The following is a 17,997-nucleotide window of genomic DNA, read 5'->3' on the forward strand; positions in this document are numbered from 1 at the left end:
ATTGTAAACGATTGATTACGAAATCTTCATTTACAACCTTTTATTAACTAATCCTCTTTCAAAAAATCCTTTAATGTCATAAGTGACTCCATTTTCATTTAAACGGTTGGATAAGTTGAAATCTTTAAATTCTTTATGTGAAACTGCTAAAACAATAGCATTATAATCTGAGCCTGGCTTGTCAAATAAATCAACTCCATACTCATGTTTTACCTCTTCTTTATCAGCTTGTGGGTCGTAAGTTTCTACTTCTATGCCATAAGACTGCAGCTCTTTTATAACATCTATTACTTTACTATTTCTAATGTCAGGGCAATTTTCTTTGAAAGTTATGCCTAATATCAAAACTTTAGAGCCTTTGATAACAGAGCCTTGCTGTGCCATCAATTTCACTACAGAACTCGCGACATGAGCTCCCATATTATCATTGATTCTTCTTCCAGATAAGATCACTTGCGGATGATAGCCTAATGATTCTGCCTTGTGTGTTAAGTAATAAGGATCTACCCCTATGCAATGGCCTCCAACTAATCCTGGTTTAAAAGGCAAAAAATTCCATTTAGTACCGGCTGCCTCTAATACATCGGCAGTATCGATGCCCATTTTATCAAATATTAAAGCTAGCTCATTTACGAAAGCAATATTCAAATCTCGCTGTGAGTTCTCAATTACTTTTGCTGCCTCCGCTACTTTGATAGTGGCTGCTTTATGTGTTCCTGCAGTGATAATTTCTTTATATAATTGATCTACTTCCTCTGCAATTTCAGGAGTACTTCCCGAAGTCACTTTTTTTATAGTCGGTAACCTGTGCTCTTTATCTCCTGGATTGATTCTTTCTGGTGAATAACCACAAAAGAAATCCTGATTGAATTTTAATCCACTTTCTTTTTCTAAAATTGGAACACAATCATCTTCCGTACAACCCGGGTAAACCGTAGATTCATAAATAACAATATCTCCTTTTTTTAATGTCTTGCCAACTGTGGCAGAAGCAATCTTTAAAGGAGTTAAATCCGGTTGCTTATATTCGTTGATAGGAGTAGGAACTGTTATAATATAATAGTCCGCCTCCTTAAGGTCTTCAATTTCAGCTGTGAATTGAAGATGCTTTGCGTCTTTCAATTCATCGCTTTCGACCTCTAAAGTCCTATCATAGCCGTCTTTAAGTTCTTGAATACGCCTTTTGTTAACGTCAAAACCTAAGACTTCTCTGTATTTTCCGAATTCTGCGGCTAGTGGTAAACCCACATAACCCAAACCGATTACTGCAATTTTCTTCATAAATAATCCAAATGAAATGCAAAATTAGTCATTTTTGACTACTTAGGAAGTGAATGTACTTTTAATATTAAATGTATTGGAAAAATGAAAGTTAGTTTGAAATAATTAACTTATGATTAGAGAGATAAAAAATACTATCTCGACTGTCCGTAAGACTTCTGGTCCAAGTATCTCAATAAAGGATTTTTTTAAACCAAGATTTTTTATCTCCTAAAAAAAGCACGAAAAAGAGAAATAATTAACCCAAGTTAAATTTAGTTAGTTATTGTCCAATACTTTTTATTTTCATTAAATACTTGCTCTCCCTCTTCATTTTCAATCATTAAATCGATCAAAGTGTACTCCCCCGATTCATCTGTATTTCTAATTAAAAATGTATGACTATATTCAAAAACACCAGGATCAGTTTCATTGAAGACAACTTGGTCTCCGAAACTATAAAAGACTTCTTGAGAAGGGTTTAGCACTGTCAACCCGACATAATTAACATTTGTATAAAAAGGGTCGTCAACTTTAGTCGTCAAAGTTATATTTGTACCTTCTGCAACCACTTGCAAATCAACTAGAACCTCCAATATTACCGGGGCTGGAACTTCATTTGAATTAGCAGAACTAATATTGGGTACAATTACCCAATTACTTTTGCTTAGAAATAAGGTGTCCCCAGTTTTGGACACAGAAAAATCCTGGATTTCATTTTCAACTGAACCATCAACTTCTTCATCAAGCTTATTATTCCATTTTGAGGTATCTGCTTGAGTAATTGAACTAGCAATAGAAGAATTGAATTCTGGGTCAAGTTCAGTAAAACTATCAAGTTTACTGTTCCAATTGATGGTGTCTGCTTGAGAAATGCCTTTTGCTACGGAGCTATTAAAATTAGGGTCTTCTTCCGTAAAATTATCTAATTTGTTATTCCAGTTAGCTGTATCTTGCTCTTGGATTCCCGAAGCAATTGAGGAACTGTATATAGGATCAGTTTCCTCGTATGTAATTTCGCTTGTTAGCCTATCGGCACTATTAGCATGTAAAGCATATGGCACGCTTAATAATTGACTTGTCCCGCTCATTGTATAATCAGTACCTCCACGTGGATCCGTTTCAGTTTTAATAAAATATTGATCATTTGCCCAGTCAATTTCATGGATTGAGCCAAGAACAACGTTTGCATTATTTCCGCCTATTTCTAAACTCATTAAACCATTTTCATTTGTTTCTGGATTTTGGGTTTCTTCGTAAACTGCCTCACCATCAATTGTGCCTTTTAAAATGCTGATTTTAACCCCTATAAGTTGATTACTAACTAAATCACCATTACTATCACGTATAACTGCCTGATAGGTCATTTTTTCAGGCGCTTGTCCCCAACTTTGCAAAATAATTAAAGTGAAAAATAAGGCAGTCAAAATATATTTCATACAATTATAATTTTATTATTCTAAAAATTTCTACAACCTCATCTTTATGAGTTAATCTTAACAGATAAGTATTAGATTCTCTTTCATTCATGTTAATTGAAGTGTTGGATTTTCGAATAAGTCCTTTATCCAAAATTTTACCTTCTATATTGAATAACTCAAAAGAGAGATTTTCAAAACCAATATTGTCTATTCTTAAATTTAAAGTATTTCTAGTTGGGTTCGGAAAAACTTCAAGACTAAAATCTCTAGTTTTATCGTTTTTCGTATTCAGAGTAGTGATTTTATATGATTGCTGAATTCCCTGACTTACGGAACCAGCTTCAGCTTTATTAATATTAGCTATTGTTTGTCCAATAGAATAACTAACGCTTCCGCCAGAACCTGAAACATTGTTACCAGTTGAAGCGAACAAATTCTGAGCTCTCACTTTCGAAATGCAAAAAGCACAAAAAATAAAAATCAATAAATAATAAGTTTTTTTGCTGGACATAAAATGTTTCCTTAATGATTTTTTGATTTGGAAAATACTTAAATATTAGGGATTTAAAAAGAATTATCCATAAAAGTACTTTCCTACCGTTATGTGTATGCTAACGAAATTTTAAAAAAGTTGAATTTAAGCGTTAGAAACGAATATATTTTTATTCCGAATAGCATTAAGTCTTGAAAGAGTATTTACATAAATTCATACCAAGAATTTACTACTTGGCATGAATAAAATCAAATTATCATTCCAGCACCTACTGTCTGTTGACTAAATTCATCTATGATGATTAAGGAACCAGTATTTCTGTTTTTACGGTAGGCATCGTATAATAATGGCTTGGCCGTTTTCAAAGTGATTCTGGCAATGTCATTTGCCCCCACAGTCTTATCTTCTTCATTCTTTTCAAGTGTATTGACATTAACTTTATACTTCACTTCTTTGATGATCGCTCTGGTTTCATTTGTAGTGTGCTTAATAGTATATTTTCCACCTAGCTTCAATGGATCAACATTCAACCAGCAGACCATCAACTCAATATCCTGCCCTTTGGTGGGTTGATTATTGACTTTTGCCAACATATCGCCACGACTTATGTCGATATCATCTTCCAAGGTCATAGCAACTGACATTGGAGGAAAAGCCTCATCCAATTCCCCATCCATGGTTTCAATAGATTTAATTTTGGTGGTAAATCCAGATGGTAATACCACCACTTCTTCTCCCTTACGGAAAATACCGCCACTTACCAAGCCTGCGTAACCACGGAAATCATGATATTCATTGGACTGTGGACGAATAACCCACTGCACTGGGAATCTTCCATCGATTAAATCTCTATCTGAAGCTACCTGTACATTTTCCAAAGTCCATAATAAAGACGGCCCTTTGTACCAATCCATATTTTCGGATTTATCGACCACATTATCACCATTCAAAGCAGAAATAGGAATAAATCTGATATCTGGAATTTCCAATTTGGCATCGAAGCTTAAGTAGTCTTTTTTGATTTGCTCAAAAACTTCTTCTTTGTATTCAACTAAATCCATTTTGTTAATACAAACAATCACATGTTTGATTTGCAAAAGGGATGCAATGAAAGAATGTCTCTTGGTTTGCTCTATTACGCCTTTTCTGGCATCTATTAAAATGATAGCTAAATTCACATTAGAAGCTCCGGTCACCATATTTCTGGTGTATTGAACATGACCCGGAGTATCTGCTATAATGAATTTACGCTTCGGGGTGGCAAAATATCGATAAGCTACATCAATAGTAATGCCTTGCTCACGTTCTGCTTTCAAGCCATCGGTCAACAAAGCTAAGTTTACGTGTTCATCCCCACGATTTTTACTTGATTTTTCCACGGCTTCAATCTGGTCTTCAAAGATTGATTTCGTATCGTACATCAAACGGCCAATTAAGGTGCTTTTTCCGTCATCCACACTACCTGCAGTGGAAAAACGTAATAAATCCATGTCTAAGTAACCGGCAGTATCTGTTTTGTTGTATTCTTCTGTGTCGCGCATATATTTTTCTTTAAAGTTGAAATATGAAACTTGAGACTAAAAAGAGCATCTCTATTTATTATTCTTTACAATTGACGTAAAAATTGCTGTTAGCTCATTTGCCTCGTTTCTCAATTTCAATAATGTTTCTTTATTATTAATACTTAGTTCTTCTAATAATTTTATTAAAAATGAATGTTAAAGCGGATTGCTAAAACACCTCTTTCAGTTCAAATATTTGTGCTTTTACATTGTCTTTACAGCACTGATTTTCCTTTCAATCTTTTTCCTTGATAAAAAAGATACAAAAAATCAAGAAAGTTTAAAGCTTCCTCCCACAATGCCAACGCTGGACCGCTAAACTTTCCTCCCTCCCGCTTTTCCGAGTTCCTCGGAAGTGGTCGTTTCAATTCTGTTCTAACTAAAACGCAAAATTTCTGTCATCTTCTTTAGAGTTCACTTTCCTGCAAACTAAAAAACAAACCCGTTGCGAAGACTTCTCGTCATTGCGTCTTTCAGAGGACTTTAAAAATATCCTTGTCTTTTACGCTCTTCCATTGCTGCTTCTGATCGTTTATCGTCTGCTCTTCCGCCTCTTTCCGTTTGTCTGGCTGCTGCTACTTCTTCTATAATTTTATCTAAATCATCTGCGTCAGATTCAACAGCTCCTGTGATGGTCATACAACCCAAAGTTCTGTACCGAATGATTCTTTCTTCGTAGCTCTCTCCATCCAAAAGTGTATTATAAGGAGATTTAGCGATCAGAACACCATTTCTATTGACTACTTCTCTTTTATGAGAAAAATAAATACTTGGTAAGGCAATTTTTTCCTTCTTGATATATTGCCAAACGTCCATCTCTGTCCAGTTACTGATAGGGAAAATACGGAAAGATTCACCTGGTGCCTTTTTGCCGTTGTATAAATTCCATAACTCAGGACGTTGGTTTTTAGGATCCCACTGCCCAAAATCATCTCTATGGGAGAAGAATCTTTCTTTTGCTCTAGCTTTCTCCTCATCTCTTCTACCTCCCCCAAAAGCTGCATCATATTGGCCTTCTTCCAATTTCTCCAATAAAGTAATAGACTGCAGCGTATTTCTACTTGGGTTTAGCCCCTTTTCTTCCACTGCAGTTCCTTTATCTATAGAATCTTGCACCAATCCAACATCCAGATTCACTTTATATCTTTCCGCCAAATTACCACGAAATTCTAAGGCTTCAGGGAAATTATGTCCTGTATCAATATGCAATAATGGAAAAGGAATTTTTGCTGGCCAGAAAGCTTTTTGAGCCAGATGCACCATGGTAATAGAGTCTTTACCGCCTGAAAATAAAATAACCGGCTTTTCAAATTGTGCTGCTACTTCACGGAAAATGTAAATAGCTTCTGACTCTAATTGATCTAAATGTGATAAATTGTAAGATGACATAATATATTTTCTAAAATCTAATTTTTTCTATAATTGCTTTTACTAAATCCTGATGACTATTTTCTAGCTTTTGATTGGCAGTATCTACAGCCACATCCGGATTTATAGGCACATCAAATGGAGCACTAATACCAGTGAAATCCGGAATCTCCCCTTTTCTGGCTTTAGCATAAAGCCCTTTCACATCCCTTTCTTCGCAAACCTCCACCGGGCAGTCAACATATACCTCCACATATCCTTCACCAATGATTTCTTTAGCCATTTTGCGAATATCCGCTGTTGGACTAATAAAAGAGCAAATCGTGACTAAGCCTGCATTCATAAACAGTTTTGCTGTTTCGGCTGCTCTCCTAATATTCTCAGTTCTGTCTTCAGGGCTAAATCCCAAATTATTATTCAGCCCCGTTCTCATATTATCACCATCCAGCAATTGCGTTAAATAGCCTTCTTCATGTAAGCTATTTTCTAAAGCCCTGGCCAATGTACTTTTTCCAGAACCGGATAAGCCAACCATCCAGATGACAATGGACTTTTGCTTGAGCATTTTTTCCTTATCGGATCTACTCAGGATAGTATCGAATATGGGATATATATTTTCCAAACTGATATAATTTTTGGCAAAGTTAATAGGATAAAATTATACTAATAAGCATTTCTTGCGTAATTTTGCGGTTCCCTAAAAATATTTAAAGTCTATTGGGTTTGTAGGCTAATAGGAGGCGATTTTTGGTAAAAAAGTTTTAAATGAATTCCTGTTCAGGATTGAAAATCAAGATGTTTACAGTATGGAAATTGAAAATTTAGTAGAGGAAGTAAAAAATATTGCTCAAAGTGCAGGTGCTGCCATAATGAAAATTTATGCTGATGCGGACCTTAGTCAGGTAGTAGATTATAAAGCGGATGATAGTCCATTAACTTTAGCTGACGGAGCAGCAGATAAGGTAATCAAAGAGGGGCTCGAAGCACTTTATGTTCAATATCCAATCTTATCAGAAGAAGGTAAAAAAATGTCATTTGATGAGAGAAAAGACTGGACTACTTTCTGGTTGGTTGATCCACTTGATGGCACTAAAGAATTCATCAAAAGAAATGGTCAGTTTACCGTAAACATTGCGCTTATTAAAGATCATTATCCTATTATGGGCGTAATTTATGTGCCGGCTACTGATACCTTTTATTATGGTAGTGAATTAGGTGCATTCAAAGAAGAGGCTGGAAAAAAGCTTGAATTAAAAGTAAATCATAAAAATACAGACAGAATTGCTGTAAGAAGTGCTTCACATGCTTCTCCGGAAGAGGACCAATTACTGGCCAAGTATGATGTGAAAGACAGCATCTCTAAAGGGAGTTCGTTAAAATTCTGTATGGTAGCGGAAGGAAAAGCCGATATTTATTATCGCCACGGCCCTACAATGGAATGGGACACAGGTGCAGGTCAAGCTATTTTAGAAGCTGCGGGCGGACAGGTTTTTAAAGGCAATACTGAAGAGGAAAGGTTTGATTATAATAAGGAAAATCTCCTGAACGGCAGCTTTTTGTGTTTGGGATAGCCATGTATTTCCTGTAAAAAGCAAAACGAGAACCTTGAAGCTAAGGCTCAATGTCGTTAAGTTAAGAATGTACAACCCTGAAAAAGAAGCACTTGAACAAAGGTCCAAAGAGCCGACATATTACAATGTAGGGTGTAGCCATTCGTAAAAAAAAGTGGATATACATTAGCTCTGGGGCGCAATATTGCGCCCTTGCAGGGCTTTTGATAAGACATCAGTGTTCCTTACCGGACTTCACCCTGTGTTAGGGTATCACGTCCTTACAAGACTGAAATAGGAATCACTTGCCTAAATAAAACAACGACTTAATCTTAATATCAAGTAATTGACATTCATTAATTCGTAACAGCAAATTTCATTACTTTGTGCTCGCCTTTGTCATTTGTTATTAACAGATTGTACATACCAGTTTTGAGCTTTTGTGTGCTCAATTCATAATTGTAAGAGCCCTGAACAAACTTTATCTCCTCAATAATTTTACCTGTCAAATCCATTACTTTTACATTCAAATCTGAATTTATAAGTCTTGACCAGCTCATATTCAAATGTGACTTAGCCGGATTGGGATAAAGTTGAATTTCCATATCTTTTAAAGCTCTATTCTTAGAGGTGATATTTCCCAAAGACAATGCTTCAAAATCATCTGTCTGAGCTGATTGAATGATTTGCCCGGTCTCTATATCTTGCATAAATGCTACTATTGCAAGAGGGTTTTCATCAGATGGATATTGCGCAATAAATTCAAAAGATTTGGCTCCGCTGGTAAAATCCTCTAAGATTAGACCTCCATTATTAGGTAATATTTTTCTTAAAACATGATAATATGTTTTAGATTCATTGGTCCCTTGATCACCGTCAGATACTTCTTTTTGAATCACTGCAACAAATAATCGGGTATTTTCACTCAGAGATGCCGATTCAGTCAGCTCGTAATCAACATTTATCAATAGTCTTTCCTGTTCGGCCGTTGCATCAATTCTCATGCTAGCCAAACTGGCTACAAGCCTGGCTTGATCTAATTCAATTTCACCTGAACCGCTGAAATTAATTTCTCTATTTAAATTCCCATCAATTGAAATGCCACCACCATCTTCATATGCATCATAATAATACGTCCTAGATAGCATAGCGGAAGCGAATTGAGTATATAATGTGTCGTTTTCATTGATTCGATAGTTAATCCAAGCAAAATCTCTAGATTGTTCATAAGCACTCTGGATGCTGTTCATTTCTACAGCGTCTGCAGTCGATGCATCATCTCCAAAGTATTCGATCAAAACATTCCTGTTCAAGCTTTCAATCCGGAGATTATCAAAGGCCACCCCATCATTACTAGTTGATTGTTCATTTTCATTGGGCCTGGACTTAAATTGAAACCTAAACATCACATTGTTTCGTTCTTGAAGTGGGATTACTTCCAACGCATGTACCGCATTATTAACTGCTACTTCCCCTTCAGCAGAAAATTCACTGGACCACCCAACGTACGAAGGATTGTTGTTTTCAGTCCCGATTCCCGTCCCAGGAAAAGATTGTATTTGATCAAGATTATACCAATTCAAGCCTGACGATTGATTCCCCTCAAAATCCCCTAATAATTGCCATTTCTTTGTTGGATCTTCTATCACTTTGTTATCTGTAGAATATTCTAAAATTAAACCATCATCCTCCTCTACCATATCTAGCCATAAGTCAAAACTAATAACTGGTTTGGAAACAGAACTCAAGTCAAAAGACGGGGAATAAACATAGGATAATGCACCAGAATTATAGGATCCATCTTTATTGGTAATCCAAACAGTATTTCCAGATTTAATATTGGAATTTTCTGTTGGCACGGCTAAGTCCCAATCATTAGCAGGCCCGGTAGGACTGTAGCTTATCCATTCACTGTTACCTTTTTCAAAATCGAAAGCATACTGACTGGCTGTTGCGACTTTAGGTAAAACCAAAAACTCTTTGGTAATTTCCGCTGTGCAACTATTAATTGTATAAATCTGGAAGGTCATTTGATATCTCCCAGCTCCCAGGCTCCGGAAATCAACAGAAGTAGTGGAATCATTCATTAAACTAAATACATTATTTGTAACGGAAACAAACCCATTCTCTTGCCATTCTTTTAATTTCCATTCCAAAGTATCAATTTCAGTTGCATTTGGTGTGCCTGTGAAGATTATACCGTCTGCTTCATAAACAGAGCTGTTCCAACTAAAATTAGGATTATTAACTCTTCTGTATGTAACTGCAGTTGATTCACTTTCGCATAAATCATCATCTTCTCCAGCACTATCTACATTTCTTCTGACCACATAAAACACCCTTTCTGTTGAAGTAGCAAAGAAATTGACATCGGGAACAAAAGTCAATCCTTCTCCTATCGGATCTAAGGAAAAATCTTGACTTGCGTACCAAAATAATTCTTGATTAGGATTATTTCCAAAATAATTTGTCACACTGGCAGTATCCATTACATTATTTACAAAACACAAATCAACTGAATTCACCGTTGGTTGGGCCGGCTGTCTCCACACCAAGAAATCAAAAATTTCTGAATTTTGGCAGGTATTTGCATCTTGGTAGGTATATCTAATTTGAACAACTACTGAATCCCTGTTTACTGCATTCAGATAGCTTAGCATGGGTGAAGGATCAAATTCATATCCGGTTTCACTGCTCCCAGTAAGAATAGCTTCAGGTATGCCTTCATTAACAATTTCAAACGAATAATTAAGCCCCGGATTTCCTGTTTCAGGCTCTAGCTCTACCGGTTCATCATAGGTACAAAAATCGTACTCAGGCTCAGTGTAAAACAATTCTGGTAAAGGATTAACGATAACAATTTGCTCACCTATGTTTTCTACATTATTGGCTGGATTTTCAGGATCTGAAATTGAATATTTGATTAAGATGGAAGAAGGGTCAGTACTGCCTTCATTTTGTTCCAAAGCTGTTTTTGGATTAAACTCTGCTCTTAAAATCTCCAAAGTGTCATTTCCTATAATTAACTCTTCAAAACCGATGATGGTAATTCCGGGCCCGCTAATATCACTAACAAGAAAGCCTTCGGGAATAATGGCATTATCTACTGAAATAGTATCTGTAGCATCAAGTTCACAATATTGAGCGGACAAATTTGGAAAAATAGTTTCTGCATCAAAAACATTAAAAGCAATAGAGCTGCTAGCTGAGCAACCAAATTCATCAGAAAAAACATAAATAACTTCATGGACATTCTCTTCATCTGTAATATCTGTAACATCCAGTTGGCTGGTATCCAAGAAATAGTCCCCATTGCTATTTCTTATAACTCCAGGACCAAAAAACTCCCCTCCTATTTCTACAGATCCAGATTGTCCACCCTGACCTTGCAATAAAATCAAATCCGCTGAATTGGATAAAGTAGTAGTAGAATTATACAGTATTTCTGCAATAGGTTGTGGCTTGATTGTAATTAAAAATGTGTCAGCCAAACTAACACAGCCAGTTAAAGTACTGATTTCATTTACAATCAAAGTGTCTTGTGTTTCCTCGAATACTTCACGGAAATTAACAATTAGTAAGTTACCGGTCTGTAATCCATCAATTTCGTTCTTATCATTTAGGCCTTCACTATCTAATCCAGTATTTGTTAGGCTCCATATGAAGGTACTTTGGGAGCTGCTGGCCGTCATTCTATAACGGACAGCCTCTTCACCTGAGCAAACAATCTCATCTCCAAATGATTTGGATGGCGTTGGCAAATCATTAATAATAATTTCCAGCTGTCTAGGATCAGGGGTTCCTCCGCAGCCACCGCCTGAAGCCGTTGGAATTGCTTCTAAAATAGCTCCTCCATCTTCAACCTCCATTGGACTTGCTTTATAAATTGCCTGCGGATTAGTGGATGTCAAACTAAAAGAGATATCGTTTTCATTATCTGCAAAGCCCCAGCTTCCATCATGACTTCCAGCTTCACTATATTGATCGACCCTAGTCCATTCAATTCCATCTGCACCACCACCCAGCGCTGCATTAAGTTGGGCTGTGGCAATATCAGTTGTTTCGTTAACCGGCACTTTACATACTGAAAGGTCATCACCCAAACGTACCGAAATGGTGGAAACAAAACGGATCAAAACCACATCTTCATCTGGCACACAAGGATTAGGTGCCGCGGGATCATCTGATATCAGACGCAATACAATTTCACCTTCTGATGCATCCGCCAGACTTGGATAGTAAATAGGTTGAATATTAGTAGTGCTTTTAACACTGCCGTTAGGACTGAATCCACCACCATTTTGGCTAGGCCCTTGATCAATTGTCCAAGTTCCCGTGGTAACATTACCATTAATAGAAGGCAAAACCCCCACCAAACTAGCATCTGAAAAATCAATTTCATTAGTTGTAGCTAAGCAAATCTCAATTAGACCTCCTCCAAACTCCGAATCAAATACACCGCCAGCCTCTACTGTTGATCGGGTGTATTCTTCAACATCCAAAGATGTGCCTAAATTAGGTGCAGAACAGCTATTTAAATCATCATCTTCATCAGTTAAGGAAACAATCTCATAGGTGTTAATACCTGCTTGAGGCGGATTTACGTTCAATACTTGCCCAGAAGTATAGCCGGTCACAGTTATGATTTCTGTTCCATTATCGTATTCCAAGGTATAGGTGCCAGAACCCCCAATCACATCAACTCTTACAGCAGTTTCAATAGGGGACCCACCTTCAGGGTCATCACAAACTACACCGGTTCCTATGTTAACCAAGACAAATTGAGCACTGCTTGGACCAACTTTTATATTGTCCTGAGAAGTAGTAGAAGCATCATCTGTATTTCCAGCTTGACCATTTTGCTTGTCCAAGGTAAGGGTACCAGGCTCAGTTCCAGCCGGAACGATAAATTCAATGTTTTCATCATCAATAATTGTAAATGTAGAAATGGTAAAAGGCGAGCTGCCATTTATATTTGTTCTAATCCTGCTGACACCTGTAAAATATTTCCCTTGAATGCTAAAAAGTTCGCCCACGCAGGCACCAATAGAAAAATCATCAATTCTTGCCGGACCAAAAGTGGTAAATGACCAAATATTATTAGCCGTAAATCCAGCAAATTCATTGCCTGCCTGATCCACAATTGCTCCTGCATCAAATTCGAAATAATACTCTGTGGTGTCATTGAGGATACTTTCCAAAGAAATAAAATTCAATGTGGTATTCGTATTGTTAGTGAAAGCAGTTGCCCCATCTAAAGTTTCCAATACATTTCCAGTTTCCATTTCCACTATTCGGATATTTCCGGTTCCTGACCCACTTACAATCTCATCAAGTTCAATAGTGAAAATCATTTGCTGTGATGCATTAAGTTTCTCACTTTCCGGATTAAAAGGATCAGTTTCTAATTCCGGTGCCTGCGTATCAATCGTTATATCTTTATTTCCACCTATAGAATTGGCCCCGCCTGTTGATGGTAAGTCTAAATCAGCATTTATCCCGGCTTGATCTGTTATAGACCCCCCATTTAGAATTAAACTGTTAGTATTTACATAATTTAAATCCGATACATCAAACAAGGTACCACCATCTGCTGCCTGAACTGTGTAATTAAAAGTAAGCGTACTTGAAGCAGAGCCACTCTGATAAACTGCTAAGTCTCCGGAATTTAATTCCAGCTGTGGTGATCCACTAACTAAAACATCTTCATCAAATTCAATCGTAATATTGATGATATCCCCTTCTTTGTAGAATCCATCTGCATCCGTGGATGTGACGTTGTTGATGTTCGCAGGCTCGGTATCTACTTGAATTGCGGCATTATCTTGTAATCGGTCAGGATTGGAAGGCAACACTATTTCAGCATCATTTCCAGCTAAATTTTTAATCTCACCGCCATTCATATTAAACTGATCAACATCTAAATCTGAGGTGCTTTCACCAGAGTTTACAGCTCCAACCGTGTAAGTGAAATTCACAATATTGTCAGTAAAGTTTTGAAAAGTAGCTTCTCCTCCTGTATTTAAATCCAATGATGGGGTGCCGTTAACAGTAATATCTTCATCAAAAATCAATTGAATATTTATGTTATCTCCCGGGCCATAAAGACCATTGGAACTGCTAGTGCTAATAAAATCAATTCGAGGTCTTTTAGTATTGATGTTAAAATTACCAGAAGTGGCCGGATCCATTAAATTTCCTGCTACATCCTCAGCATCAGTAATATCAAAATTAATGTTATTTAACGCCTCTTCGGTCAAATCATGGTTGAAGGTAATAGTATAAATCAAATTCCCTCCGCTCCAACTTCCATCACTATTATCCGACATATTGCTGGTCCCATTTACCACTATGGTAGGGTCAATAGCACCATTCATCTGCTTATTGAATGTTATTTGAAGTTCAATTGTATTATTAGGTCTGTTGATTAAAGCTCTATCCAGATTAATTGAGGAAGCCTCAGGGTTTTCGGTATCTATAGTGAATAAATCATTCTCGGTAAAATCAGTTAAGATGTTCCCTGACTTATCCGCTGCATCCTTTATCAAAACATCAATGTTTTCCACTAACTCATCTTGATCAGTTAAATCATAGAATAATGTATAAACAGTATTGCCGGCAGACCAAGCGCTGTTCCCGTTCGGAGCAGATAAACTATTGGTGGGGTCTTCAACAGGAAAAGACACCGTTGGAATTGCAGAAGGATCCATTTCCTCATTGAAGGTAATCTCAATTTCAAGTGCGTCATTCCCTAAATCTTTGCCTGAAAGTAAGGTTGGAGTTGCCGCTACTTGGTTTGCCAGTGGTTTTGTGATATCCTCAAAACTGTAGGTTTGAGCAAAATCACCAGCCAATTTATTAACTGTATTTCCGAAATTTAAATCTGTTATATTCAGTTTAACGGTCAAATCCGCATTATCAAATTCATTAACAGATTCATCCACGTCCACAATGAGGAAAAAATATTTTGTTTCACTACTGAAATTTTGTGTAAGGCCAGTAAATGTTACAGTATTATTTCCGTTGTCAACAATTGGTGAAGAGGCAATTACTGCATCAGTACCTGTACCATCGAAAGTATTATTTGCAGAACCGGTAATTTGAATATTCCCGATTACGTTTGTTAAATCAATATTGGTAGTAAACTCAATTTCTTGTAATTGAGTGTTCCCCAATGCTTCCACTGAAAAGCCTAAAATTGCTTGTTCTGAAGTGCCACTTTGAAGCGTTCCACCATTTAAACCTGCTGTTAGTTCTGCTAATTCGATTGTTGGATTAACGCTTACTGCATTTGAAGTCTCAAAAAAACTATCCGTATCATCTGTAATGGTTAAAGTACCATCGCCACTTCCTTGATAATTAAAGTTTACTGGAAACTGCATCTCACCATTGTTGAATGTGCTTGGTAAGTTTTGCATATTAATGCCATCGTCATTTGTGATGGTAAAATTTGTGCTGTAATCGAGATCCAAATTTCCGTTAGCATCCGTGACTTCTACTACTGCCTGAGGACTTACATTTTCACCTGCGTCAACGGTAGAAGGAGGATTTGTTGCAAAATCGAAATCAGTGGCTATTACCTCAATCTCATTATCCGAATCAGCGGTTTTTATACTTGTACCTCCACCTGTGGCAAATTGACTAGAATTACCTTCAGTAGAAATAGTAGCTGGATCCAACGAAAACACAAAGTTTTTCCCATCTATATCAGCTGCGGTGATACTTTCTTTCAGCCTGATTTGTAGTTCTATATTGATGCTACCTCCATCCGCGATAAAACCAAATTGACCTGCATTGTTATTGTTATTATTAGCTATTGAAACTGAAATTTCATTATCAATGGTACTAATACTCGCAGATAATTCTTCTCCATTATTTGTATTCACTACTTTAGCTTCCTCAATTATATTATCCCAAAAAGTTGGTAAGCTTTCAAACTCATCGTTTGCTCCTGCTGAGAATGTAAAGCTTGAAAGATTGGTGGTTTCATTATCACCTCCCAAATCATTCATATCAAAATCCATAACAGTAATAAAACTGCCAGATGCATCATTAGCAACTGAAGAAATTGTGGATGAAGCACCAATTAAAGTAAGTGTATTGCTTTGGTCAGCAGGATCAGTTGTAATTGTTTCAGTATCGGGGCCGAAAGCATAACAAAAGGTTCCGTTCTTGTAAGCATAAATTGCAAAAGTATATTCAGTTTCATTGCTTAAATCCGTTACCATTAAAGCAAGACCATTACCTGAATATATTATTTTATTTCCATCCGAATCGGGTGCTCCGGCAGTAGTGAAGCTTGTACTCGCTTCAGCTTCAAAATCATCACCATTTTCTACGGTTAAATCAACACCTGCACCTTGTTTAGCTACCACCAAATATTTATCTGCTCCTGTTACTGCTGACCAACTTAAATCAATAGAACTAGATGTTTTATTGGTTGGAACATTAAAAGTAGCAGTCCCAGCTGGAGGATCGCACAAGGTAGACGCGGTTTTCAATGGAGGTGCAGCAGTATTATAATTGTAAGTTTCTGAAACTGGAGAGCCCGTTTCTTCTACATAGGTATAGGGAATAACATGAAATGCATATTCTGTAGCTGAACTTAATGATGAAACAGTAGTAGAGAGGATACTACCCACATCTTCAAAATCAAAACCTGGGCTTGAAAGATCGCCTGGGGCCAAACCATCTTCTAAATTTGTTAGGTCAATGGCGCTATTTCCTTGTTCATATACGACCAGATATCCATCTGCACCTGTTACAGCGTCCCAAGTCAAATCAACGCTACTTAATGTTTCATTATTTACAATAAAATTTCCTCCGTTTACATCACCACCGGATGCGGGTGCGGAAAGGGTATAATGGGTAACAATAGGGGCATTGGTAGTATAATACCCCATGGTAGGGAAATCTGTACCGTTAAAATTAAAAGGGACTATTCTAAAGGAATATTTAGTGCCGGGAGACAACTTTCCGTCTTGAACAGTTATAGAAGTTGCATTATCGGTGTTTTGTACCTGATAATCCGTTCCAATTGTAGGCTGATCGATCGGTTGAAAACCATTTTCTAGCGTAGATAAATCTACCGAATTTCCAATTTCAAAATACACAACTGTTCCTCCATCATCAGCAAATCCCGTGTATTGATCAAAAGAAAATGTCATTCCTGTTGTAGTACTGCTCGTTTTAACAAAATTGTTCACTTCTGCAGAAGGAATTTCCGAGGTGGTGGTGATCTCATTTATTTTATTATCTGAAGTAACATAATTATAGGTTTCGGGGACTTCAAAACCCAGCCCGTCAGTTCCATATGCGTATGACAAGACATTAAAACTATAGGTTGTTGCAGGGCTTAATCCTGGAATTTCAATTAGCGTATTTGCCCCCCCATCAGAATAGTAAAATCCAGTTGCTTGATCAAAATCAGCAGCATCGGCATGTTTTATACCATCGGTAACACCATTTTTATTTGGTCCGTTTGTTCCAGTTCTGTATAGAATCAAATACCCATCTGCAGTTGGCTCCTCAGTTAAAGAAATAGTAACACTTTCATCTAGTTTACTTTCGTAGGTTAATCCTGTTGGATTTGCATCTGGTTCTGTAGCTAAGGTATAAGAGGAAACCGAGCTATAAACTAAGAGATTATAATTTGTAGTTTCTTCCGTGTTAGCACCATCATTATTAAAAGGAATAATAGAAAAGGAATATTGCGTGGCTGCAGCCAATGATGAAAGCGTAGTTGACTCTGTTCCATCATTATTAATGACTATTTTATTAGCAAAAGTTTGATTTCCTGGAAGTACACCCAGTTCTAGAATGCCGTCTGGGTCTGGTGCCGTTGCCCCTGTTGCATAAAGAATAATGTAGCCATCTGTATTTGTGCTACTGGATGCTGTCCAGTCTAGTTGTATCTCATCATTTGTGATATTATCGGTCGTAAAATCAGCTATAGCATTGGGGAAAACTTCGGAAAGAGTATAAAAAGATCCTTCAGAACTTGTTTCATTTTCCGTATCATCTGAGGACTTTTCAGCATATAATTCATAAAAATATTGTGTCTCTGGAGAGAGTCCGGGCAGGGTTGCACCAACAGAGGCAGTTCCATCAACATTGAAATTCTCTATTAATGTGGAAGAAAGATTAAGACTTCCGCTTGTTGTTCCATAGTTAAACTGATAATTGACATCAACAGCTGCAGATGTTTGAATATCTCCGTTAAGTGTTGCCTCATCTGTATCAATATTAGCAGCATTGCTAATAGTTGTGCCCGTTACTTGAGCATTCACTTGAAAGCAAGTTACCAGAAATAATATCAGTATATGTAAAAATCTTTTCATAAA

General features: G+C 36.9%; 8 protein-coding genes. 1 reads left to right on the forward strand and 7 read right to left on the reverse strand.

The genetic code is table 11. From position 1 onward, the window contains the following. Positions 1 to 30: 30 nt before the first annotated feature. The 6 genes from tviB to cysC form a co-directional block, all read right to left on the reverse strand. A complete protein-coding gene (tviB, locus tag Q3Y49_RS04775; RefSeq protein WP_303271100.1) occupies positions 31 to 1,281 on the reverse strand; it encodes a Vi polysaccharide biosynthesis UDP-N-acetylglucosamine C-6 dehydrogenase TviB in 1,251 nt (416 codons plus the stop codon). Positions 1,282 to 1,535: 254 nt separating this feature from the next. After that, entirely contained in the window at positions 1,536 to 2,699 is a 1,164-nt protein-coding gene (locus tag Q3Y49_RS04780) for a DUF8740 domain-containing protein (RefSeq protein ID WP_303271102.1), read from the reverse strand. Positions 2,700 to 2,703: 4 nt separating this feature from the next. Continuing rightward, on the reverse strand, positions 2,704 to 3,192 hold the full coding sequence (locus Q3Y49_RS04785; RefSeq protein ID WP_303271104.1) for a T9SS type A sorting domain-containing protein: 489 nt from the start codon (positions 3,190 to 3,192) through the stop codon (positions 2,704 to 2,706). A gap of 230 nt (positions 3,193 to 3,422) precedes the next feature. Continuing rightward, the gene (cysN, locus tag Q3Y49_RS04790) at positions 3,423 to 4,715 is read right to left on the reverse strand and encodes a sulfate adenylyltransferase subunit CysN (RefSeq protein ID WP_303271105.1); all 1,293 of its coding nucleotides are present in this window, start codon (positions 4,713 to 4,715) and stop codon (positions 3,423 to 3,425) included. Positions 4,716 to 5,219: 504 nt separating this feature from the next. Continuing rightward, positions 5,220 to 6,125, reverse strand: a complete 906-nt coding sequence (gene cysD, locus Q3Y49_RS04795; protein ID WP_303271106.1) for a sulfate adenylyltransferase subunit CysD — start codon at positions 6,123 to 6,125, stop codon at positions 5,220 to 5,222. 10 nt (positions 6,126 to 6,135) lie between these two features. Further along, positions 6,136 to 6,726, reverse strand: a complete 591-nt coding sequence (gene cysC, locus Q3Y49_RS04800; RefSeq protein WP_303271107.1) for an adenylyl-sulfate kinase — start codon at positions 6,724 to 6,726, stop codon at positions 6,136 to 6,138. 184 nt (positions 6,727 to 6,910) lie between these two features. Between cysC and cysQ the strand changes: the two genes are divergently transcribed. Continuing rightward, positions 6,911 to 7,675: a 3'(2'),5'-bisphosphate nucleotidase CysQ gene (gene cysQ, locus Q3Y49_RS04805; protein ID WP_303271108.1), complete on the forward strand. Its 765-nt coding sequence runs from the start codon at positions 6,911 to 6,913 to the stop codon at positions 7,673 to 7,675. 335 nt (positions 7,676 to 8,010) lie between these two features. Here the strand turns inward: cysQ and Q3Y49_RS04810 are convergent, their stop codons facing one another. After that, a complete protein-coding gene (locus tag Q3Y49_RS04810; RefSeq protein WP_303271109.1) occupies positions 8,011 to 17,994 on the reverse strand; it encodes a T9SS type A sorting domain-containing protein in 9,984 nt (3,327 codons plus the stop codon). Between the last annotated feature and the right edge of the window lie 3 nt (positions 17,995 to 17,997).

Source organism: Marivirga harenae (assembly GCF_030534335.1).
Taxonomy (GTDB): Bacteria; Bacteroidota; Bacteroidia; order Cytophagales; family Cyclobacteriaceae; genus Marivirga; species Marivirga harenae.